This is a genomic window from Cutibacterium avidum ATCC 25577 (genome assembly GCF_000227295.1).
In the GTDB taxonomy this organism is placed as follows: Bacteria; Actinomycetota; Actinomycetes; order Propionibacteriales; family Propionibacteriaceae; genus Cutibacterium; species Cutibacterium avidum.
Window position 1 is genome coordinate 324,225 of sequence record NZ_JH165054.1, and the last position, 21,113, is coordinate 345,337.

A 21,113-nucleotide genomic window follows, 5' to 3' on the forward strand; every position below is an offset into this window, starting at 1 on the left:
CCGTCATCCTAGTGGCTTCGCACGTCGTGGCTGGCGTCCGTGATCACCGACAGGTGACCACGACGACCCAGGACATGGACCGAGGCGGGGTCTGGCTCGGGGACAACCTCGTCTTCCAGCATTCCCACCTCGCGAACAGCCGCAGCAAGGGCCATGAGGTCGTCCACCGGCGGTGCCGGCGCAGGATCATCGATGCCCGGGAGTCGGATGACTTCCCATCCCACCGGGGCTGAGAGGGCTTCGGCGTGCTCCGCGCACATGTCGTAGGCGCCGGGCTCACGGCTGGGTCCCAAAGGGCCGAGGACCGCGGTGCGCTCGGCATACACGTAGGTCAGCGTCGCGACTGCCGGTCGGGAACATCCGGGTCGAATGCACTCTCTCACCCAGGGCACGGTACGCCACAGTCCTGTTTTCCCTGTGGTGCCACGCGGGTACCGACACATACGGTCGGGGCTGCGCGAGCGTGTGCGCACCAGGGACATGTGACCTGCACCTGCGGAGGGGGTGGCCCGGACTCGTCTGATCGCACCATTGGTACATCCGCAATACAGTGGTGTCATGTCCAAGCGTCGAAACCGTCATGGTCGTGGGCAGCGTGGGCCAGTCGTCCTGCCGCGTGCCTATGGCGGGCGTATCGACCGCATCGACCCCAACGATGCTGAGTTCTTCACGGCCTGCCTGGCCGAAGCCGTCCGCCAGGTGCAGCGGTCGTGTCCGGGGATTCTCGACAACGTCGTCGTAGGGGCGGAGGACGTCCCCACGATGCCGGACTGGACCGAGGAACGGGTTCCGCTGTCGTCGGCGGTCGACGGCAGTGACGACTCCCCTGCCCGGGTCGTCATCTACCGACGTCCCCTCGAACTGAGGACTGCCAGTCGGCGTGGACTGGCCATCCTCGTCCATCGCACCTTGGTCGAGCAGTTGTCGGCCTTGACCGGCCTTCCGGTGGAGAAGATCGACCCGGATATCGACGGTTGAGGCCAACTGTTGTCAGCGCAGCAGCGGGTCGACGGTGGCGCGGCGTCCGTTCGTCGACGTGGCGATGGCGTCCAACGGCAAGACGGCCAGGCCGCTGCCAGACACCACACCGCCGACGAGTGGAGCCGACCCGACGACGTGCAGGTGACCTGCTGCTGGAACCTTCCCTGACCAGGTGGATCCTGCCGGAACCGTCCCATTGACCGCGGTCTTCTTCCCGCCGTCAGCTGTCAGAGTGCCTGTGAACGTCACGGCTTCCCCACCAGGGTTCGACAGCTCGAGGGTGCCGCCGGCGCCAAGGGTCTGTTCGAGCACCTTGCTGGACGAGCCGGGTCCGACGAGGGCGTAATCGGTGGTGCCGTGCTTTCCCTGCACGAACAACCTGGCCACCAGCGGATCATGGGCCGACAGCTTGAGGCCGACGGCTTCTCCCGCCAACGCCTTTGACAGATCGACCTGAATCGTCGAACGCGGATCGATGTCGATCTCGTCAGCACCGTCAGGGGTGAACGGACCGTGCCCCGCCAGTGCCGTCACGGACACACCCAACCGGGTCGTGCCGGGGTTGGAGATGACGAGGGTTGCGGTGGACACCTTCGCCGGGACCGCTGGCAAGTAGACAGTCTTGGAGGCTGGGGCCATCGCGATCGTCTCGCGGCCCTTGGGAGCCCAGGTACGGGCGCCGACGACGACTCTCCCCTCCCTGGAGCCGATCAACGCGGTGACAGGGGTGGTGTCGTTGTTCCACACTGACAGTGGCAGCACCTTGGTCTGGCCGGGAGACACCCGAATGCCACGCATGCCGGCGGTGTCAATTTCTCCCTTGGAACCCAACAAGGTGACGTCGACAGTCGCCACCCGAGTATCCGCGTTGACGACCACGAGATCGGAGGCAGACGGATTGGTGAGGCTCACCGCACCATCGGTGGCAGTCCCTACGCAAGGAACCCACGTCGTCATGCCATGGTCGGCAGACAGGACCGATCCCGTCGGAGGATGCTGCCCTGCCATAGAACGAACGAATCCAGCCGAGTTGTCGATCTTCGTCACGGCAGGAACCGAGGTCTCGGACAGCTTGTCCGCGGACGTGCCGACGTGCAGACTGCCGCCCACGGAGCCAGCGGCGAGACTGGCCTTCCCCTGGGAGGGCGGGCACACGAGGGTTCGCCCGGACGAGACGAACTGAGCCGCCGGAGCCGTGCGTCGGGACTCCGGAATCGCCGTCGTCAACAATGAGATTGCCACGGCTGCCACGGCCAAGGTCACCACCCAGACCGGACCCTTCCAGTGGTGTCCTGCCTTGTCGTCAATGGTCGGCCTCTCAACCGCTGATGCTGTCGACGGATCGCCGTCGGTTCCGTCAAGGTCGTCCTCATCCGGAGTGGCGACGTCGTCAGGATCCATGGCCCGGGCAGCACGAACCACCGGCTGGTCGCCGGCATCCTCAGCATCCACAGCTCGTCGGGCAGGACCAGCCTCGCCGGGCTCGGCCTCGAAGATCTCCTCGGGCTCCTCGTCATCGGTGAGGGCGCGGCGTGGACGATCGCTCATGATTCCTCCTGACGATGGTTACGGCGCGCCTTCCGGCGACGGGCAGGGACGGAACGGCGCGGGGCGGCGACACGGTTGCGCTGGGCGTACTGGGGGCCGGCGACCAGCATCAACACGACCAGAGCCACCACCTCAATCGCGCAGGCCCATCCCTGGGTCGGCATCGACCAGGTCAGGTCGCCACGAGCCGAGCCGACCTGGTAGGACACCCCGATCTCGTGCTGAGCAGCCGGCTGAAGCTTCGTGCCACCCACCTCGACCTTCCAGCGGTCGTCACGGGGTTCGAGGATCGTCAGGGTGCCTGACGTGGTGACCTTCCCGACCACTGGCTCCTGGTCTCCCCCGGGCGCGCCGACGACGGCCCTGGACGGCTGCCCATCCACCGTCCAGACGGTCGTCGTCGGATCAGTGATAGCGGCTGTCAGACCAGCCGTATTGCCTACCTGGGCCACAACGTCGGCTCCTGCCCCACGCAGCCACAGATGGCCAATTCCCAGTGCGGACAGCCGGCTTGCGAGGTCGTCAGGGACAGCACCTGTCGCCACTGCCAGAGCAAGGTCAGAAGCTGGATTGGCGATCCGGCTGTCCGAGGAAATGGCGGGGCGCTCGCCACTTCCCCAGCTCGGGTTCTCGGCATCGACGAGGTCCCAGCGGGCATCGCTGCCATGCACATTCACCATGAGGGTGCGAGTCTGGCGCGGCGAGCCCTCCACCGCAGTGACATAGGCGGGACGCATCTCGTCAGTGGTGGACATCGGGCCACGAGCGCCACCGACCAACCACCAGACGCCACCTGCGGCGACGGAGACTGCCATCACCCAGGGCAACCACCGGTTACCAATACCGACGAGGAGCTCTCCCAAGGTCGGCGACTCGTCAGCGGGATGATGATCAACCTCAGCCCGCTTGAGCAGGGCGGACTGGCGTGCTGCTGCGATGAGCATGAGCAGGACGCCGACGCCTACGAGCTGCCACGGCTCAATGGCCGGATGAACCTGCACACCCCAGACGTCAACCAGGACGCGCGATCCGACACCGGCAAGGGTGAGGCACACCAAATAGACGAGGATGAGGGCAAGCACCCGGCCACTCGGATGTCCGGTAAGGGATCCGATGGAGGCCGACCGGTCGATGACGAGGCGCCACACCGCCCACAACGCGGCGATCCACAACGGGATCATAGCGATCAGGGTGAACGCGGTAGGAGCCGTGCCCGGGACGATCGAGCGTCCGACCAACAGCCACAACCCGGCCCGCGTCTCGACGACGGGGCTCAACAGCGGCTCGGCCCCAGTCACCATCCGTCCGGGCTCGCTGAACAGCCGTGGAATCCACGGCGAGATGACCAGGAGCGGCCCCACCGCGACGATAGCTGCCAGCAGCGGACGGCGCGGCCGGGTCATGAGGATGCCTACAGCAACCGCCAGCGGGTAGATCCACAGCGCCGGGACCAAACTGATCGCCAGAGCTGACCACAGGGCCAGGCCACCTGCGGAAGAGACGCCCCCAACCTGACGGGTACCGATACCAGCACCACGCAGCTCGGCGACGTCAATCGTCTCGGAGTTCACCAGACGCCAAGTATGCAATGCCATGTGGGGAAGGATGACGCCCAGTGCCACGGCCGTCACCGAACCGCGTGCCAGACCTCCGGTGAGAATCGGCAACAGTCCCCAGAAGCTGGAGAGCAGCACGGTCGTCACGCCGACGCCCATGACGCGACGGAAGAGACGATGTGCCGACACCGCTGTGAGCAGCGGCGCCAGGACGAGCAGGATGCGGACGAGGACTTCTGGCTCGCCAATCGTCAGGACCGAGCCGAAGGCCGGCCAGGCAAGCCACGGGGCATTCGCTCCCCTCACGCCCGGAACAGCGGTGAGCCACCGGTGCCAGGCACCGGACAGCCCATGCGGAGCCGGAGCCAACCACGTCGAGGTCACACTGCCCGGCCCATAGAGGCCCCGGCAGGCGATGAGCCCGCAGAGCACCATGAGCCCGACCATCACGGTGTACGGGTTGACGACGAAGCGATGGTCACGGGCGGTGAAATCGTCGCCGGTGAGATCGTCGATCGTCGTTCCGTCCTCGTTTCGCCACGGATGCATCCGGTCGGAGAGATCCCCGGCGTAACGGTCGACGGCTCGAGCCCACACACTGCGTCGGCTGGGCAGCAGACGATTGGTGTTCTCCAGATCGTCGGGGTCACACTGAGCATGGAATTCCTGCAACCGCTGCGACATCTCGCGGGTGACTGAACGGGTCTTCCACAGCTGCCAGCCGGCTCGCCACTCGTCGGCAGCACGGGAAGGGGCCTTGCCGACCAGCAGAACGATGAATCGCCACACGCTGGCCAGCAACAAGGCGAAACTGGTGCGGGTCGGGTGACCGGTACGGGCCGCGACCATGCGCATGCCGGCGAGACGGTCGGTGACGTCCGGGCGAGGGGCCAGATTCGACTCACGTTGCCACCCTCGACCGGCCTGACGGTGATGGATGGTGCAGGTCGGCGCAGTGCGCACCACCATGCCTGCCTCGTTGGCACGCCATCCGAAGTCGACGCCGTCACGGAAGAGCGGAAGGGCAGGATCAAATCCGTGGAGCCGACTCCACGCCTCCAGCCGGACGAACATCCCAGCCGTCGATCCCCCCAGGACGGGGCCGGGATCAGCCTGCTTCTGGTCAATGTCACCGCGGTCAACGACGGGAAGAACCCGAGTACCGCCAGTACTGACGCTCTGGCCCTGCTCGTCGATGAACTCGGGGTAATTGTGCCGAGCCGGCTTGAGCAAGGTCGGGTACAGGACGTCAGGGTGAGGCTTGCGAGAAGCCTCATGGAGCAGTGAACTCAAGGAGTCCCGACCCACCTCCACGTCGTCATGCAAGATCCAAACGTGAGTGACATCGTCGGGAAGACGATCAAGGGCGAGGTTGACGCCCTGACCAGGCGTGGTGTCGGCGCTGGCCGTGACACATTCTTCCAGCAGCCCCTCGCCGACAGCCTCCTCCAACAAGTTCGTGGATTCATCGGTGGAACCAAGGTCAACCGCGATCTGGACCGCAGCCCTCTCGTCGCTGCGACGCAAGGCGTTGAGAGTTCGCGACAACCAATCTGCCGCTTGGTGAACGAGCAGGATGACGGCGACTTCGTCAGCGGTGATGTCAGGGACGGCAGGCTCACGACGTTCATGCGCCCATGCCCAGTCCCCCGGATCGACACGCACCGATGGGATGACGGGAATCGTCCAGTCCGTGAGCCCCTCCGCAGTGCGTGGAGCATCGCCGAGGTCAGGCCGACGACCCTCGTCGGGCTCGGTCTCCGCAGAGTACTTCTCGTCACTCACCTGGCAGGCCACCTGTTCGTCGACGTCATGGAGCTCGGCGTGCACGTCATATGTACACGACTGATCATCACACATACCAATCGCGCCGACGACACCTCCGCGCAGACAGGAAATTCTAACGGGCCGTCATCCCCACCGTGGTGTGCCGCCAGGATGGTCACGCCCGCTTGCGCAGTCGACGCCTCTCCATCTCGGACAACCCGCCCCAGATTCCAAATCTCTCGTCGTTCTCGAGGGCGTACTCCAAGCACTCCTGACGCACCTCGCAGGACTCGCAGATGCGCTTGGCTTCACGGGTGGATCCGCCCTTTTCAGGGAAGAATGCCTCCGGATCAGTCTGAGCGCACAAGGCCTTGTCGTGCCATTCCGGCTCGTCGTCACCGCCTCCGGCAAACAAAGTCAGAATCTCGTTCATGGGGGAAGCTCCTCGAGATCAGACGCGGCGGGTTCCGCGCCGATGCACAAATTACACGTGTGAGATTCAGCGCGCGACTCTGTCTCGGGAAAACCCCACAACTACTGGCGTGTCGCGCCGGGGATCAAGGCAGACCTGTGGTTGATTCTCAGCGCCGTTCGCAGTCGTTCGACCATTGGTGGTCTTCCGAGTTTCCTCCGGTCTGCTGAGATGTCGAATCGCTCGCCCAATTCTGAGCGTTTCTGGTCTGCGCCGGATCCCATGCGGATGCGCCTGCTCCACTCGCGGCATCACCGGCCCTCGTCCAGACCGCACCGACCCCCTCGGGCCAGCTGAACTCCTCCTGAGCGGGAGTGTCAGCTTCCTGGGTGGCCACAAGCTGACTTGCGGGTTCCGGCTCCGAATCCTTCGGCTCGGGCTCCTCGTCGGAATTCTCGACACCGTCGGAGGTGGATGCCTCCGGCCGCGTCAAGACCAGCAGTACCCACGCGGCCAGAACCTTAATGGCAATGGCCAGAAGGTCACCGAAGAGTCCCAGGGACGCTCCCAGGAATCCCCCAGGACCATGAATGGGAGCGAGCAGGGCAAGGATGAGGTCGAATCCGGCCGCGATGGCCACGATGAGAGCAGACACCTTGCCGAGCAATTCGGCATGAGGAGTCGCCGGACGAATGAACCGGCACACCAAGACTGCGGCCACCAGCAGCAGGATCATGCCGATGCCCAGCGAGCTTCCCGACAAGCTACGAGCCATTCCGAAAAGCCCACTGTGCTCGTGGGTCATCATCGTGACAGCCCGCACCAGAACGGCTACGAGGAATCCGATACTGACGACGATGACAGTCCATGCGATGGGCTCGCGAATTTCCCGGGCGTTCTTCACGCGAATCGCCCTCCCGCCTGGGCGGCCACCTCGGCCACCAGAGCCTTGACCTGCTGGGACTGGGACAACGGCACCACCAGAGTGGCGCGATCGGTGCTCACCACGGCCATGTTGTGCAGACCTGCCACTGCGAGGACGGCGTCAGGGCGGTCGTTGATGAGCAGGTTCCCGTCCGAGTCGACGGTGACGATCAGACCCGTCACGTGGTTGCCCTCGCCGTCATCAGGCAGGTGGGGGGCCAACGCCTCGTAGGAGCCGACGTCGTACCACTGGATCTCCAGCGGAATCGCAGCGACACGTACTCCGCATCCACCGCGGGAAGCCGGTTCCATCACCGCGACGTCGACGGAGATCTTCTCCATGAGTGGGTAGACCTCTGCGATCCGGGAGGGATCGGCGACGAGCTCGTCGACCTGGCGCCGGGTCTGCGGCTTGAGATGGGACAAGCAGTCCAACAGGGTCGAGGCCCGCCAGACAAACATGCCGGAGTTCCACCAGTACTCGCCTGAATCGAGGTATTCGCGGGCAAGCTCCGGGCTGGGCTTCTCGACGAACTCGAGAACCTTGTGAGCACGCGGATACGACTCCAGCGGGCCGCCCCGGTGGAGGTAACCGAAACCGGTGTTCGGCTCGGTGGGAACAACTCCGAAGGTCACCAGTGCGGCAGGGTCTCCCGTGGCGAGATCGAATCCGTGCTGCAGAGCGGCACGGAAGTCGTCAGCGGGACGGATGATGTGGTCAGCCGTGACGACAGCCATGACGCCATCAGGATCGCGGTCAGCGATGATGCCGGCCGGCCATGCCACGGCATTGAGGGAGTCACGCCCCACCGGTTCACCGAGGATGTTCTCGGCCGGAATCTCCGGCAACAACTTGGCCACCGTGTCGGCATACGAGGCTCCGGTGCACACCACGATGTTGGTGTCCGGGACCAGACCGGCCACCCGCTCGTATGCCATCCGCAGCAGGCTCATCCCGTCGATGAGTTCCAACAGCTGTTTGGGCTCTCCTTGATGAGACAGCGGCCACAGGCGCGTGCCAGACCCGCCGGCCAGGATGAGTACATGTTGCATGTCGACAGAGTATCTGGCCACACCGACGCAACCGTGTTGGACGCACCACAGCGTTTCATCCTTCACAATGGTTGTCATGGTTTCCCTGGCCCGACCAACCATCTCCCGCAGTTCTGACCCGCTGACCGCCCTGTGGCGTCGCAGCAAGGAGGCCGGTGCGCTGCCAATCCTGACCTGGTACGACGGCGCGGATCGCGGCGAATTATCCGCCCGCACCCTGCTGACCTGGGTGACCAAATCGGTTCACCTGCTCGACTCCGAGGGAATCGCGGCAGGAGACGTCGCGAGGTTGTCGGTCTTCGGGCAGCGCCCTGGCCACTGGACCAGTTGTGTGTGGCTGCTGTCCTCCTGGTGGGCCGGTCTGCGGGCTGACCTCACCGGGCTGGACGAAGCCACGGTGGAAGTGATCGGCCCGGACACCGACCCTGTTGACTCCCCCGAGGTCCTCGTCCAGTGCAGCCTCACGCCACTGGCAACCCCGTGCCAGAACCTCGTTCCGGGGGCCATCGACAACGCTGACGTGCTGGCTGGCCCCGACGACCTCGTCACTGCACGACCCGCCACGTCCGGGTCAGTGTGGCTCAAGGGATGCCAGGAATGGACCGGCGAGCAGCTGTGCGGCGTCGTGCCGTTGGACCGACCGGTGCTGCTCTCCCCGGAACGGATTCGGGTCGGTGGCGGGGAACTCGTCGCCACGACCCTCGTCAGCTGCCTGCTCGGCGGCGGGTCACTCGTCCTGGTCGAGTCGAGCGACGATGTCGCTGCCATCACCACTCAAGAGGGCGCCGTCGAGGTGTGAGATCAGTCCTCGGAACGCTCGCCGAGACCGACGAGGAATCCGACTCCCCAACTCATGTGCATGATCGCCAACACCACGGGCAGTCGAGCCCGGACGCCCGGATCCATGTCGCGTTTCATCGCGGCCGATCCAATCCCGATGATGCTTCCATAGCCCAGCGGGGCCGCCCATCCGATGAGCGGCCAACGCTTCAGCCACGGCTTGCCCCTGGCTGCCTCGACGATTCCGACGATTCCGAGGGCCGTTCCCGTCACCACTCCGGTGACCGCAATGGGAGCGGCCAGATAGCGCAGGCTCACCGAGTCGCGATGGCGACGCATGACCTCACGACGCCACTGGCCGGTGCGGAAGAACTGCCGGGCCAACGCCTTGACGGTGGAACGGGGTCGGTAGGTCACCCGGAGATCGGGGCTGAACCACACTTCTCGTCCGGACTGCCGCAGACGGTAGTTGAGCTCCCAGTCCTGAGCCCGATCGAATTCGGGGCAGAAGCCGCCGACGGCCTCAAGATCCGCCTTGCGGAACACCCCGAGGAAGACCGTTTCCGCTGGCCCTTCAGGGGCATTTCCCTGGTGGAAGGCGCTGCTACCCAGGCCGAGCTTCGAGGTGTAGGCGACGGCGACGGCCTGCTCGAAGGGGGTACGACCCTTGGCGTCCATGACTCCACCGACATTGGCCGCCCCGGTTCGCTCCAACAACTCGACAGCCGTCGCGATGTACTCCGGGCCGAGCTCACCGTGAGCGTCGACGCGCACGATGATCTCGTACTGAGAAGCGGCCACACCGAGGTTAAGGGCCTTGGGGGTGGTGCCGCCGGGATTGTCGATGACCCGAATGCGATCGTCCCGGGCAGCCAGCTCCTGAGCGATCTCAGCGGTGCGGTCAGCGCTGGGAGCGATGGCGAGGATGACCTCCATCTGTCCCGGGTAGCCCTGATTGAGGACACCGGCCACCGATTCCTCGAGATACCGTTCCTCGTTCCTCACCGGTATGACAACACTGACCGGGGGCGCGAGGTATGACGACATGAACGACATTGTGCCAGTTCGGGAGAAACTGTGAATCCTGAGGCACACGGGACTCGCCCAATAAGCTTCACCAATCTGCATTGCCCTGCGACTACCGTGGAATCCATGCCTAATCGGGACACTGGGCGCGGTCCCCGCGACAAGCGATCTCGTCAGTCCGACCTGGACTGGCTATACGGAGTTGACGCCAATGACGCCACCCGTATCGATCCGATAAATGCACCGCACAGCGAATCGGGCCGACCCCACAGTGGGGCGGGTCGATCGCAAGGTGGTCGACGTCCGCAATCCCGACAGGGTGCCGACCGATCCGCCCGACCGCGCCCACGGTCGACGTCATCCCCACGGCCCACTGGTGATCCGTACCGGCTGGGTGCCCAACCGGCCCGTCGCCCCCCGCGTCAAGCCCCTCCTCCTCGTCCGCGGCAGCCTGCGAGTCGTCCCGCACCGCGCCCTCGCAAGCGTCGGCACCCTTTCAAGGTCATCATGGTGCTGTTGTTGGCGTGGTTGGTGTGGCTTGTCGCCGTACCGTCCTATGCGTTGAGTCGGACCGGAACCGTCGATGCCACCCCCGACGGTCCGCGGGGTGCAAGCCATCCCGGTACCCTCGTGCTCCTCGTCGGCACCGACGAGAGGCAAAACCTCACGACGAAACAGCAGAAGGAGTTGGGTACCGGCACCGAGAGCGGTCTTCGCACCGACACCATGCTGCTGCTCTACATGCCGCCGGAGGGAAAGAACGTCCTGATCTCCCTGCCGCGCGACTCGTACCTGCCCATCCCGGGGCACCATCACAACAAGCTCAACGCCGCATACTCGATTGGTGGCGCCAAGCTACTGGTCCAAACGATCGAAAAGGCCACTGACCTGCGTGTCAACGGCTACGTCGAGATCGGGTTCGGTGGCTTCGTGGAAATGGTCGATGCGGTCGGCGGAGTCAAGGTGACCCTCGACAATCCGATGGTCGACAAGGATTCCCACACCAACCTTCCTGCCGGCACCCAGACCCTCGACGGGGTTCAGGCCCTGGGATATGTCCGCATGCGAAAGGCCGATCCCGAGGGTGACCTGGGGCGCGTCAAGAGGCAGCAGAAGGTGGCTTCCCAGGTCGCGACGAAGGCTCTCAGCCCGTGGACCTTCATCAATCCGGTGCGATATTGGAACCTCAACATGGCGGCCTCGGATGCGGTGAAGCTCGGCACCGACACCTCGACCTTGATCGCACTCAAGACCGCTCGCGGTCTCATGAAGGTTTCCGGCAACGACGGCATCAAGATGACGGTCCCGGTGTCGACGGTCTCGGCCAACACCTCGGCCGGTTCCTCGGTGCTGTGGAATGACAGGAAGGCTGCCCAGCTGTGGGACGAGCTGAGGAGCGGTGACGCCTCAAGGGTGACCGAGCTGTCCTGATCTGACGTTGAAACGCCGAGGTCGGTGTCTCCATCAACTCTCCTCTCGGTCGCACTACCACGGCCTGGCTCGCCCGTCACAGCCCTGATCACGCGGACAGGCCGTGGTAGCTCCGGAAAACCGTGGCGGTACTGCCATCCCACCTGCTTGTGCGACACGCATCTTCCGGGACCACCACGGCATCATCAGCCTGCCGAGCGAGACCACACCTCGAATCACCTCAGCGCTCACCCTCTGACATCGCGGTGTACACGTTTTCATCATCAGGTTCTATGGTGGTGTCCATGGTTGCCAATGCCGACACCGCTCCGGGGATCGACGCCGCCCTGACGAACCTCGTCCCGTGGCAGGGGCCTGTGGCCCCACGGGCTCACCTGCACACCGATGCCCCGACCCTCGACCTGTCTGGAACGTGGCGTTTCCAGCTCGTCGACTCCCCCTTTGACGCACCGGAAGGTTTCTTCGACCCTGGATTCGACGACACCGACTTCGTCAACCTCGCCGTTCCCTCGATGTGGCAGATGACCGACCCGGCGGGCGAAGCACCGTTCGGGCGCCCCGCCTATCTCAACGTCAACTACCCGATTCCGGTTCCGGCTTCCGACGAAGACATCGTCGTTCCCAATGAGAACCCGACCGGGTGCTACCGCCACACCTTCCAGGTCAGTGAGACGTTCACCAATGCTGACCGGGTGCTGCTGCGTTTCGAGGGAGTCGACTCCTTCGCCCGCGTCTGGCTCAACGGAGTCGAACTGGGTTGGACCAAGGGTTCGCGTCTCACCAGTGAGTTCGACGTCACTGCGCAACTGCGCCCCGGCCGCAATGTGCTGGCAGTAGCCGTCAGTCAATGGTCCGACGGCACCTTCCTGGAGGACCAGGACATGTGGCGGATGTCGGGGATCTTCCGCAAGGTCACGCTGCTGGCACGCCCGCAGGGCGGCATCGACGACCTCTTCGTCCATGCATCCTGGGAGGACGGCGCCGCCAAGATCACCATTGACGGACCCGACGGCGCCACCGTCGCCATCCCGGAACTCGGCGTCACCACCACCTGCAACACCGAGGTGACCGTCCCCGACGCGCAGCCCTGGACAGCTGAGACCCCCAGGCTCTACGACACCACCGTCTCAACGGGCTCCGAGACCGTCTCCCTGCGGATCGGATTCCGCACCGTCGCCATCGACGGGGACGTCATCATCGTCAACGGACACAAGGTCGTCTTCCGCGGCGTAAACCGCCACGAGTGGGATCCGCACACCGGACGCACCCTCGACGAGGAGACCATGCGCGCCGACCTCGAACTCATGAAGCGTCACGGCGTCAATGCCATCCGCACCTCACACTACCCACCGGACGCCCGCTTCCTCGACCTGTGCGACGAGTACGGCGTCTGGGTGCTTCTGGAGTGCGACCTGGAGACCCACGGCTTCGAGTGGGGCGGCTGGGACGGAAACCCCACTGGCGACGACCGCTGGTACGACTGCCTGCTCAACCGCGTCCAGCGCACCGTGGAACGGGACAAGAATCACCCCTCGATCATCGGATGGTCGATGGGCAACGAGTCCCACTGCGGTGAGGGCATCCGCCTCATGAACGACTGGGTCAAGCATCGCGACCCGTCCCGGTTCACCCATTACGAGGGCGACCATGCCCACACCATCTCCGACGTGTGGACCGTCATGTACCCGAGGATGGAGTGGGTCGAGGCCGTCCGCGACCGTACTGTCATGCCGGGCGCCGAGCCTGTTCCGCAGACCGGCCGCGAGCTCGGGCTGCCCTTCTTCATGTGCGAGTTCGCCCACGCCATGGGCAATGGCCCTGGTGAGCTCGCTGACTACGAGGAACGTTGTTTCGACCCGCATTTCCACCGCGATCGTATGCACGGCGGATTCATCTGGGAGTGGATCGACCACGGCATCGACACCGGACGCGGATATGCCTATGGCGGCGACTTCGGCGAGGTGCTGCACGATCGAAACTTCGTCTGCGACGGGCTCGTCATGCCCGATCGCACCCCCTCGCCTGGCCTGCTGGAGTTCACGGCAACGATGGGTGCGGTGCGCATCGAGGTCGACGGGTCACGTTTGCGCGCCGGCGACGGCATCACCGTCATCAACCGCCTCGACTTCGCCGATCTGTCCGATCTCGAATTCGTCTGGCAACTCGTCGACGACGGCAAGGTCACCGACGAAGGTGTTCTGGACATCGGAGCACTGCCCGCTCATCAGTCCTGGACCGGATCCGTGCCGGTTCCCGACGAGATCTCCGACCGGATGGTCGTCGTCGTCGAGGCCAGGTTAGTCGAGGACACCATCTGGGCTCAGGCGGGCCACGTGGTGACACGGGCGTCGGGCCTGCTGATCCCCGAGCCTCTCCCCCGTCCGTGTCCTCCGGCATCGTCCCATCCGCGTCGCGACGGTAGCGGCTGGGTTCTCGGACCTGCTCGCTTCGACCGTCGTGGTCGTCTCGTGGAGTTGGGCGGGAACGGCATCGTCACACCGGTTCTCGATCTCTTCCGCGCCCTGATCGACAACGACCGGGCCAGCAGCCTGGCTCGTAACAACATTGGTGGCTCCGCATTGGCTGCCGGTCTCGACCGGCTCGTCCACACCACGGTCTCGGTGCGCGAGGAGGGAGATGACCTGGTCGTCGTCACTCGTAGTGCCGCGGCAGCTGCTCGAGATTCCATGACGACGACGTGGAGTTGGCAAGCCGTCCAGGTCGACGAGGGATCCGAAGGGATCCATCTCGACCTCCACGTCGAACCGCACGGGCACTGGCCAGCAATGCTGGGGCGCATCGGCGTGACCATGGGGCTGCCGGATGAGTGGAGCACCGTGTCCTGGTTCGGACTCGGCCCGACGGAGAACTACCCGGATTCCCAGCACGCCGCCACCTGGGGACGCTGGAACTCCGACGTCGCCAGCCTCCAGACGCCTTACGTCATGCCTCAGGAGAACGGTCTTCGTCAGGGCGTCCACGAGCTTACGATCACCGGCCCCGACGGTGGTCTGCACGTCGCCGCTGATGGCGGCTGGCCGGCATTCGCGGTTCGCCCGTGGACGTCCAAGGCCCTGTTCAGCGCCGACCATACCTGGGATCTGGAGCCCGACGGGCACACCTGGCTGACCTTGGACGCCCTCTCGGCCCCACTGGGATCGACCTCCTGCGGTCCGATGCCGATCATGTCCCACCGGTTGTACGCCCGCCCGGTTGATCTGTCGCTGACCCTGTCCCTGATCTGACCAAGGGTCTGGAGGCAGCGAACTGGCCCCGGGCCGCAACGGTTCGGGGCCATCCGCGTATCGATGACTCGCTCAGGGGCGCGAGTGGGTGCGCACCTTCTCCCCCTTGGCGGCCGCCATGTCGTGCAGCTCGGTCTGGTACTTAACCATGGCGTCGCACAGCTCGGGATTCGATGCGGCAAGAATCCTCACGGCCAGCAGACCGGCGTTCTTGGCATTACCGACGCCGACCGTCGCCACCGGTACACCACCAGGCATCTGGACGATAGACAGCAGGGAGTCCATGCCGTCGAGATGGGCCAGCGGAACCGGCACTCCGATGACCGGCAGCGGGGTCAACGCGGCGACCATGCCGGGCAGATGGGCAGCACCACCGGCACCGGCGATGATGATCTTGATACCGCGCTCGTGGGCGCCACGGCCGAACTCGACCATGTCCTCGGGCATCCGGTGAGCCGAGACGACCTCCGCCTCGAATCCCACGTTGAAGTCGGTGAGCACCTGGGCGGCGGGCTCCATCGTCGGCCAGTCGGAGTCCGAACCCATGATGATCGACACCTGCGGGCCCGTGGCGTCACCAGCCAACCGGCATGCGGCTCCGGCCGCTGTCTCGACCTTCTTGCCGCGACGCGGCTTGCGGCTGTTGGCGGTGGTCTCAGGCATCGTGTTCTCCCATGAGGTAGGCGGCGGCGTGGCGCGCCCGGCGGCGAGTCGTCTCGACGTCGTCACCGAGGCAGGTGACGTGACCGACCTTGCGGCCGGGTCGCACGGACTTCCCGTACAACTCGACGCGCAGTTCTGGGTCACGAGCGAAACAGTGTTGCAGAGCCCCGGTCAGGTCTTCCTCAGACCCGCCGAGGACATTGGCCATGACGACAACGGGGGCTGTCAGGGCCGGTGAGCCGAGCGGAAGGTTGAGCACGGCTCGCATGTGGTTCTCGAACTGGCTCGTCTCGGCACCGTCGATGGTCCAATGGGCGGTGTTGTGGGGGCGGGTCGCCAGCTCATTGACGATGACGGAACCGTCCTCGCGCTCCATGAGCTCAACGGCGAGGACACCGACGACGTCGAGACGCCCAGCAATGTCCAGGGCCATGGTCTGCAACTCCACCTGGCGGTCCGAGGACATCTCCGGCGCCGGGCTGATGGTCTCGGCGCAGACCCCGTGACGCTGGATGGTCTCCGTGACCGGATAGGCGGCTCCCTGACCCGACGGGGAGCGGACGACAACGGCAGAGAGCTCGCGTCGGAAATCGACGAACTCCTCGACGAGGATACGAATCGGTTGTTTGCCGTCGGCCAGTCCGCCGGCAGCCTCGAAGGGTTCCCCGGCACCGTCAGGTCCGTCGATCTTGAAGACTCCCTTGCCGTCATATCCGCCGCGAGACGTCTTGGCGATGACGGGCCAGCCGTGGTCCGCACCGAAGGCGACGAGATCGTCGGGGGTGTCACAGACCTTCCAGGCCGGGTTCGGGAATCCCTCCTTCGCCATGAATTCACGCATGACGACCTTGTCCTGAGCATGGACCATCGCGGCCGATCCGGGGCGGACGGCACACCCTGCCTGCTCCATCTCCTCGACGAGGACGGTCGGCACGTGCTCGTGATCGAAGGTCACGACGTCACACCCAGCTGCGAAGTCCATGACGGCGTCGTGGTCGAGATGGGAGCCGACGACGACATCAGACATCACCTGGGCCGCGGACTCGTCAGGGTCGGAGGCCAGCAGACGGGTGCGCACCCCCAATCCGATCGCAGCCTGGTGCATCATGCGGGCAAGCTGCCCGCCGCCAATGATTCCAATGGTGTAGGAGGTCACGACCTTCATCGTAACGGCCACCGGACACAGAACCGCGGAAGAGCTGTTCTCCCGGATCTTCCACCCGTGGATTTCCCTGTCGAATCGTCTTCACGTCGGCTTCCCATCCGGACACCGGCCGAGGGTTATCAGCGATCGCCCGTGGAACGGCCGAAAAGATGAAGGGCTGCTGCCATCTCATCAAGCAGAGCGCAGCCGTCTTTCCGGGTTCTCCACGAGTGTTGCAGGGACAGCTGGCCGCAGCCGCCCTCACCAACCAGGTGAGGGCCCCAGGACGGCTGGGTCAAGGCCGGTGCGGACACTCTCGAAGGTGACGTGGACACGCAGGAGGACTGTCTGGGACACAGACCGCACGCGTAAGGGCATGGCACTCACTCGTACCTCATGCCTAGCCACTGACCGCACGTCACGCGTTCACATTGCGGGGTCGTCCATACTGGAAACATGGTGCGAGTCGGACAGCCACTGCGGCGCAATCGTGACGAGACGGTGCTGGTGCACTCCCGCCGTCACGCGAAAGCACTGTTCTGGCCTGTCGTCATGGGGTTCGTCGCAGTCATCGGGGCTGCCGCGCTGCTCGGACTCATGACGCTCGAGATACGAGCCCAGTACTGGCCAATCGTCGCGATCGTCGCAGTCGCGCTCATCATCGTCGGTACCATCATCCCGTGGATGAAGTGGTTCACCACCACCATGACGATCACCGACCGACGTGTGATGCTGCGTCATGGCGTCATCGTCAGAAGGGGTCATGACGTCATGATTGACAGCCTCGTCGACGTGTCCTGGCAGGCCGACGTCGTCGATCGAATGATGGGCTGTGGAAAGCTCATCCTCACCACACCGTCAGACCAGTTGGTCCTCGATGACGTCCCGGGCGCCCGCCGAGTGGCAGACCTCTTCGCGGACCTGACCGACGGGCGTTATGACGGCGACGAGGACCTCGACGACTATCAGCAACCGTGGAATGTCACAGCACGGTGACGTCGAGCTCCTCGCGCAGGATTCCCGACGAGGTCGGCTCCTCGGATGCGGAGAACCTCGAGACCGTGGCCTCCTCACGCTCAGCAACGGCGACGGAGAACTCACCGTCGACGAAGTGGATTGCTGCTCCGTCATCGACTGCGTAACCAGCGGGGAGAACCCCATTGGCAACCGACTGTGCGTAGATCGGGGCGCGCTCCGACTCGCCGTCGAAGTGGGGGCAGAACGACCCGTCGAGCAGACCCATTCCACCTCGCCACGCACGCAGGTCACCGAATGCGTCCGTGAGACAGCCGGAGAACCAGCACGCCGCACCGGCTGCGACCCCGGCGAGCACGACGTCGTCCGCCGAGGACGTCATCCGCCGGATGACGTGGTCAACCCCGTGCATCCGCCACAGCGCCATGAGGTTGGCCGCCGAGCCGGCACCCGACACGATGACGTCAGCCTGGGAAAGACGCTCCACCGACTCCGCAGCCCCCTGCCACAGGGTCAGCACCATGGTCCGCACACCCAGCGCCGAGTAGGCGGCCAGAAAACGATTGACGTAAACCGGGTCATCGGCTGCCGCGGTGGGGGCAAAACACACCAGGGGTGAGGACTTTCCGGACAGGTCAAGGATGTGACGGTCGAGAGCGGTGGGCTCACCACGGTTCGACATCGAGAAACCGCCGCCACCAAGGGCCAGGATGTGGGTCGTCATGGTCAGCAGTCTAGGTGGTCGGGACGTTCAGGGTGCCGTGGTGAAACTCACCTGGTGCGCAGATGGTTGACGTCTCCCGCGTTGAAGGTGCGACGTCCTTCCGAGGTTTCCACCACGATGGCACCGTCGACATCCACGTCGACGCCGACCCCGTCGACGGCCTCGTCACCGCCACCGATGGTCTCCGGGTCGAAGGTCAGTCGTACCGGGGCACCGACGGTGTCACACCGCGCCACGTACTGATCTCGCACGGTTCCGGTCGCCAGCCACACCGTCAGCAATTCGTCGAGGTGGACCAGCAGGCTGGCCAACAGCTCGTTCTTGTCGTGGTTCAACCCGCACAACGCCAGGGAGGTCGCCGTCGGGACGGGCAGTTCGTCGGTCCCCATCGACACGTTGATCCCGATCCCGATGACGGCGTGAGGACCAGCCGGTCCGTCGACGCGCTCCGACAGGATCCCGCTCACCTTGCCACCATGGTCGGTGCCAAGATCCACCAGGACGTCATTGGGCCACTTCAACGTCACCCGCGAGCGATCAGCCCCGCCAACCTCCTCGATGGCCTCGACGACGGCGAGTCCGGCCACCATCGAGAGCCAGCCCCAGTCCTGGGCGGGACGATCATTGGGCACCAGGGCAGAGATCGCCAGATTCGTTCCCCGGACGTCGTGCCAACTGCGTGAGAAACGTCCTCGTCCGCCTTCCTGGTGATCAGCAACGAGGAGGCGGAACGAGGTTCCCCCGGCGCGGACGAAGGACACCATGTCAGCGTTGGTCGAGCCGGTGGAGTCGACACAGGCAATCCCCCCTCCGCACGGCCCGGTGAACATCGTGTTCCCGGCAAGCTCGATGACGCGATCAGCAATGGCAGCAGGCGTGGAAGGCACCCGTCCAGACTATCCGTAAGCCATCGTGCTGCGCGCCAGCTCATCCCTGGCCCAGACGACCAGCCAGTCACCGGCCCGATGATGCCGTGGAACTTCCGGAAGCTCGTGACAGCCACGGTCCGCATGGCCGCCATCCATCCCGGAAAGCGGCCCGACGCCACGCTTGTCGCCTGTGACGGATAGTCTCAACTCATGGAGATCGACATCCACACCACGGCAGGAAAGATCGCCGACCTCGGTCGGAGGATCGACGAGGCCGTCAATGCCGCATCCCCCTCGGCCATCGAAAAGCAGCACGCCGCCGGAAAGATGACCGCCAGGGAGCGCATCCTGCGGCTGCTGGACGAGGATTCCTTCACCGAGCTCGATGAGTTCTCTCGTCACCGCTCGACGAACTTCGGCATGGAACGCAAGCGTCCCTACACCGACGGCGTCATCACCGGTGTCGGTGCGATCCATGGTCGTCCGGTCTGTGTGTTCAGCCAGGACGTCACGATCTTCGGTGGGTCCTTGGGTGAGGTCTACGGCGAGAAGATCTGCAAGATCATTGACTTCGCCGTCAAGACAGGCTGCCCCCTCATCGGCATCAACGAGGGCGGCGGCGCTCGTATTCAGGAAGGCGTGGCCTCCCTGGCCCGGTTCGGTGACATCTTCCGCCGCAACACCAGGGCTTCCGGCGTCATCCCCCAGATCTCCATCATCATGGGCGCCGCAGCTGGCGGTCACGTCTATTCCCCCGCCCTCACCGACTTCATCGTCATGGTCGACCAGACCTCCCAGATGTTCATCACCGGCCCGGCCGTCGTCAAGCAGGTCACCGGCGAGGACGTCTCCCTCGAGGAGTTGGGCGGCGCTCGTACCCATTCCACGAAGTCGGGCAACTCCCACTACCTGGCCAATGACGAGGACGACGCCCTGGAGTTCGTCCGCGACCTGGTCAGCTACCTGCCACAAAACAACTTGGAGGATCCGCCGTTCTACGACGACGGTGAGGCCGACCTGACGATCACCGATCACGACCGCAAGCTCGACGTCCTCATTCCGGACTCCGCGAACCATCCGTACGACATGCACGAGATCATCACGACCGTGCTCGACGAGGACACCTTCCTGGAGATCCACGAGCTCTTCGCCCCGAACGTCATCTGCGGATTCGGACGCATCGAGGGCCGCGTCATCGGCATCGTCGCCAACCAGCCAATGGTCAACGCCGGCACCCTCGACATCAATGCCTCCGAGAAGGCTGCCCGGTTCGTCCGAACCTGCGACTCCTTCAACATCCCGGTACTCACCTTCGTCGACACCCCTGGATTCCTGCCCGGCGTCGAGCAGGAGCACGAGGGCATCATCCGTCGTGGCGCCAAGCTCATCTACGCCTACGCCGAGGCCACCGTGCCGCTGCTGACCGTCGTCACCCGCAAGGCCTACGGCGGCGCCTACATCGTCATGGGGTCCAAGACCCTCGGAGCCGACGTCAACCTCGCCTGGCCCACAGCCCAGATCGCCGTCATGGGTGCTGAAGGAGCCGTCAGCATCCTGCACCGCCGCACCTTGGCCACCGATCCCGATCCGGAGGTCAAGCGCAGGGAGCTCATCGACGAGTACGAGACGACCCTGTCGAACCCGTACCAGGCAGCTGAGCGAGGATGGATCGACCAGGTCATCCACCCGCACGAGACCCGCGCCTCGGTCATCCGTACCCTGCGTCTGTTGCGCACCAAGCGCGAGGCGCTGCCTCCCAAGAAGCACGGGAACATCCCGCTGTGAGTGAGCACACCATGGACGACGATCCGATCAAGGTCACCAGGGGAAATCTCACCGACGAGGAGCTTGGTGCCCTCGTCGCGGTGCTGACCGAGCTCACCCGTCCGGGCCCGGACGCCTACGTGCCGGACGACCGACCGATCGCCTTCGGCTGGAAGTCCTACTGGCGCACCATCCGTGAACCCTTCATGCCCGGCCAGGCGGCCTGGCGGGGATCTCTGCGGCGCTACTGA

At 64.9% G+C, this 21,113-nt stretch carries 18 protein-coding genes; 7 read left to right on the forward strand and 11 right to left on the reverse strand.

The window, feature by feature from the left end:
- Positions 1–8: 8 nt before the first annotated feature.
- Positions 9–443 (reverse strand): DUF3499 domain-containing protein, encoded by a 435-nt coding sequence (locus HMPREF9153_RS11700; protein ID WP_080564885.1) that lies wholly within the window; start codon positions 441–443, stop codon positions 9–11.
- Positions 444–558: 115 nt separating this feature from the next.
- On the opposite strand from HMPREF9153_RS11700, the gene HMPREF9153_RS01440 reads away from it, so the two are divergent.
- Positions 559–978 carry a metallopeptidase family protein gene (locus HMPREF9153_RS01440; RefSeq protein ID WP_004808863.1) on the forward strand — a complete coding sequence of 140 codons (420 nt, stop codon included), beginning with the start codon at positions 559–561 and terminating at the stop codon, positions 976–978.
- A gap of 12 nt (positions 979–990) precedes the next feature.
- On the opposite strand, the gene HMPREF9153_RS01445 is transcribed toward HMPREF9153_RS01440, so the two are convergent.
- From HMPREF9153_RS01445 to HMPREF9153_RS01465, 5 genes are all read right to left on the reverse strand, one after another.
- A complete protein-coding gene (locus HMPREF9153_RS01445) occupies positions 991–2,529 on the reverse strand; it encodes a DUF5719 family protein (protein WP_004808864.1) in 1,539 nt (512 codons plus the stop codon).
- Entirely contained in the window at positions 2,526–5,870 is a 3,345-nt protein-coding gene (locus HMPREF9153_RS01450) for a glycosyltransferase family 2 protein (protein WP_015582274.1), read from the reverse strand. Before HMPREF9153_RS01450 ends, HMPREF9153_RS01445 begins: the two co-directional genes overlap by 4 nt.
- A 157-nt stretch (positions 5,871–6,027) precedes the next feature.
- Positions 6,028–6,285 carry a WhiB family transcriptional regulator gene (locus HMPREF9153_RS01455; protein WP_004808866.1) on the reverse strand — a complete coding sequence of 86 codons (258 nt, stop codon included), beginning with the start codon at positions 6,283–6,285 and terminating at the stop codon, positions 6,028–6,030.
- A gap of 148 nt (positions 6,286–6,433) precedes the next feature.
- A complete protein-coding gene (locus HMPREF9153_RS01460; RefSeq protein WP_004808867.1) occupies positions 6,434–7,168 on the reverse strand; it encodes a hypothetical protein in 735 nt (244 codons plus the stop codon).
- The gene (locus HMPREF9153_RS01465; RefSeq protein WP_036979926.1) at positions 7,165–8,241 is read right to left on the reverse strand and encodes a mannose-1-phosphate guanylyltransferase; all 1,077 of its coding nucleotides are present in this window, start codon (positions 8,239–8,241) and stop codon (positions 7,165–7,167) included. Before HMPREF9153_RS01465 ends, HMPREF9153_RS01460 begins: the two co-directional genes overlap by 4 nt.
- Positions 8,242–8,308: 67 nt before the next feature.
- On the opposite strand from HMPREF9153_RS01465, the gene HMPREF9153_RS01470 reads away from it, so the two are divergent.
- Positions 8,309–9,040 carry a TIGR03089 family protein gene (locus tag HMPREF9153_RS01470; protein WP_023031822.1) on the forward strand — a complete coding sequence of 244 codons (732 nt, stop codon included), beginning with the start codon at positions 8,309–8,311 and terminating at the stop codon, positions 9,038–9,040.
- 2 nt (positions 9,041–9,042) lie between these two features.
- On the opposite strand, the gene HMPREF9153_RS01475 is transcribed toward HMPREF9153_RS01470, so the two are convergent.
- The gene (locus HMPREF9153_RS01475) at positions 9,043–10,068 is read right to left on the reverse strand and encodes a glycosyltransferase family 2 protein (protein WP_023031823.1); all 1,026 of its coding nucleotides are present in this window, start codon (positions 10,066–10,068) and stop codon (positions 9,043–9,045) included.
- Positions 10,069–10,173: 105 nt separating this feature from the next.
- Between HMPREF9153_RS01475 and HMPREF9153_RS01485 the strand changes: the two genes are divergently transcribed.
- A complete protein-coding gene (locus tag HMPREF9153_RS01485; protein ID WP_442486006.1) occupies positions 10,174–11,478 on the forward strand; it encodes an LCP family protein in 1,305 nt (434 codons plus the stop codon).
- 284 nt (positions 11,479–11,762) lie between these two features.
- A complete protein-coding gene (locus tag HMPREF9153_RS01490; protein ID WP_036901998.1) occupies positions 11,763–14,723 on the forward strand; it encodes a glycoside hydrolase family 2 TIM barrel-domain containing protein in 2,961 nt (986 codons plus the stop codon).
- Positions 14,724–14,795: 72 nt separating this feature from the next.
- On the opposite strand, the gene purE is transcribed toward HMPREF9153_RS01490, so the two are convergent.
- Together purE and HMPREF9153_RS01500 are read right to left on the reverse strand one after the other, a co-directional pair.
- Positions 14,796–15,386, reverse strand: a complete 591-nt coding sequence (purE, locus tag HMPREF9153_RS01495) for a 5-(carboxyamino)imidazole ribonucleotide mutase (RefSeq protein WP_004808874.1) — start codon at positions 15,384–15,386, stop codon at positions 14,796–14,798.
- Positions 15,379–16,551 (reverse strand): 5-(carboxyamino)imidazole ribonucleotide synthase, encoded by a 1,173-nt coding sequence (locus HMPREF9153_RS01500; protein ID WP_004808875.1) that lies wholly within the window; start codon positions 16,549–16,551, stop codon positions 15,379–15,381. Before HMPREF9153_RS01500 ends, purE begins: the two co-directional genes overlap by 8 nt.
- A 435-nt stretch (positions 16,552–16,986) precedes the next feature.
- Here HMPREF9153_RS01500 and HMPREF9153_RS01505 point away from each other — a divergent pair, with 435 nt between their 5' ends.
- A complete protein-coding gene (locus HMPREF9153_RS01505; protein WP_004808876.1) occupies positions 16,987–17,526 on the forward strand; it encodes a PH domain-containing protein in 540 nt (179 codons plus the stop codon).
- Here HMPREF9153_RS01505 and HMPREF9153_RS01510 read toward each other — a convergent pair.
- Positions 17,513–18,229 (reverse strand): Type 1 glutamine amidotransferase-like domain-containing protein, encoded by a 717-nt coding sequence (locus HMPREF9153_RS01510; protein WP_004808877.1) that lies wholly within the window; start codon positions 18,227–18,229, stop codon positions 17,513–17,515. The genes HMPREF9153_RS01505 and HMPREF9153_RS01510 overlap by 14 nt on opposite strands.
- 47 nt (positions 18,230–18,276) lie before the next feature.
- Complete coding sequence (locus tag HMPREF9153_RS01515; RefSeq protein WP_004808878.1) at positions 18,277–19,116, reverse strand: biotin--[acetyl-CoA-carboxylase] ligase; 840 nt, start codon at positions 19,114–19,116, stop codon at positions 18,277–18,279.
- Positions 19,117–19,308: 192 nt separating this feature from the next.
- Between HMPREF9153_RS01515 and HMPREF9153_RS01520 the strand changes: the two genes are divergently transcribed.
- Both HMPREF9153_RS01520 and HMPREF9153_RS01525 read left to right on the forward strand, forming a co-directional pair.
- Positions 19,309–20,883: an acyl-CoA carboxylase subunit beta gene (locus tag HMPREF9153_RS01520; protein ID WP_004808880.1), complete on the forward strand. Its 1,575-nt coding sequence runs from the start codon at positions 19,309–19,311 to the stop codon at positions 20,881–20,883.
- Positions 20,884–20,894: 11 nt separating this feature from the next.
- Positions 20,895–21,113, forward strand: a complete 219-nt coding sequence (locus HMPREF9153_RS01525; protein ID WP_015582265.1) for an acyl-CoA carboxylase subunit epsilon — start codon at positions 20,895–20,897, stop codon at positions 21,111–21,113.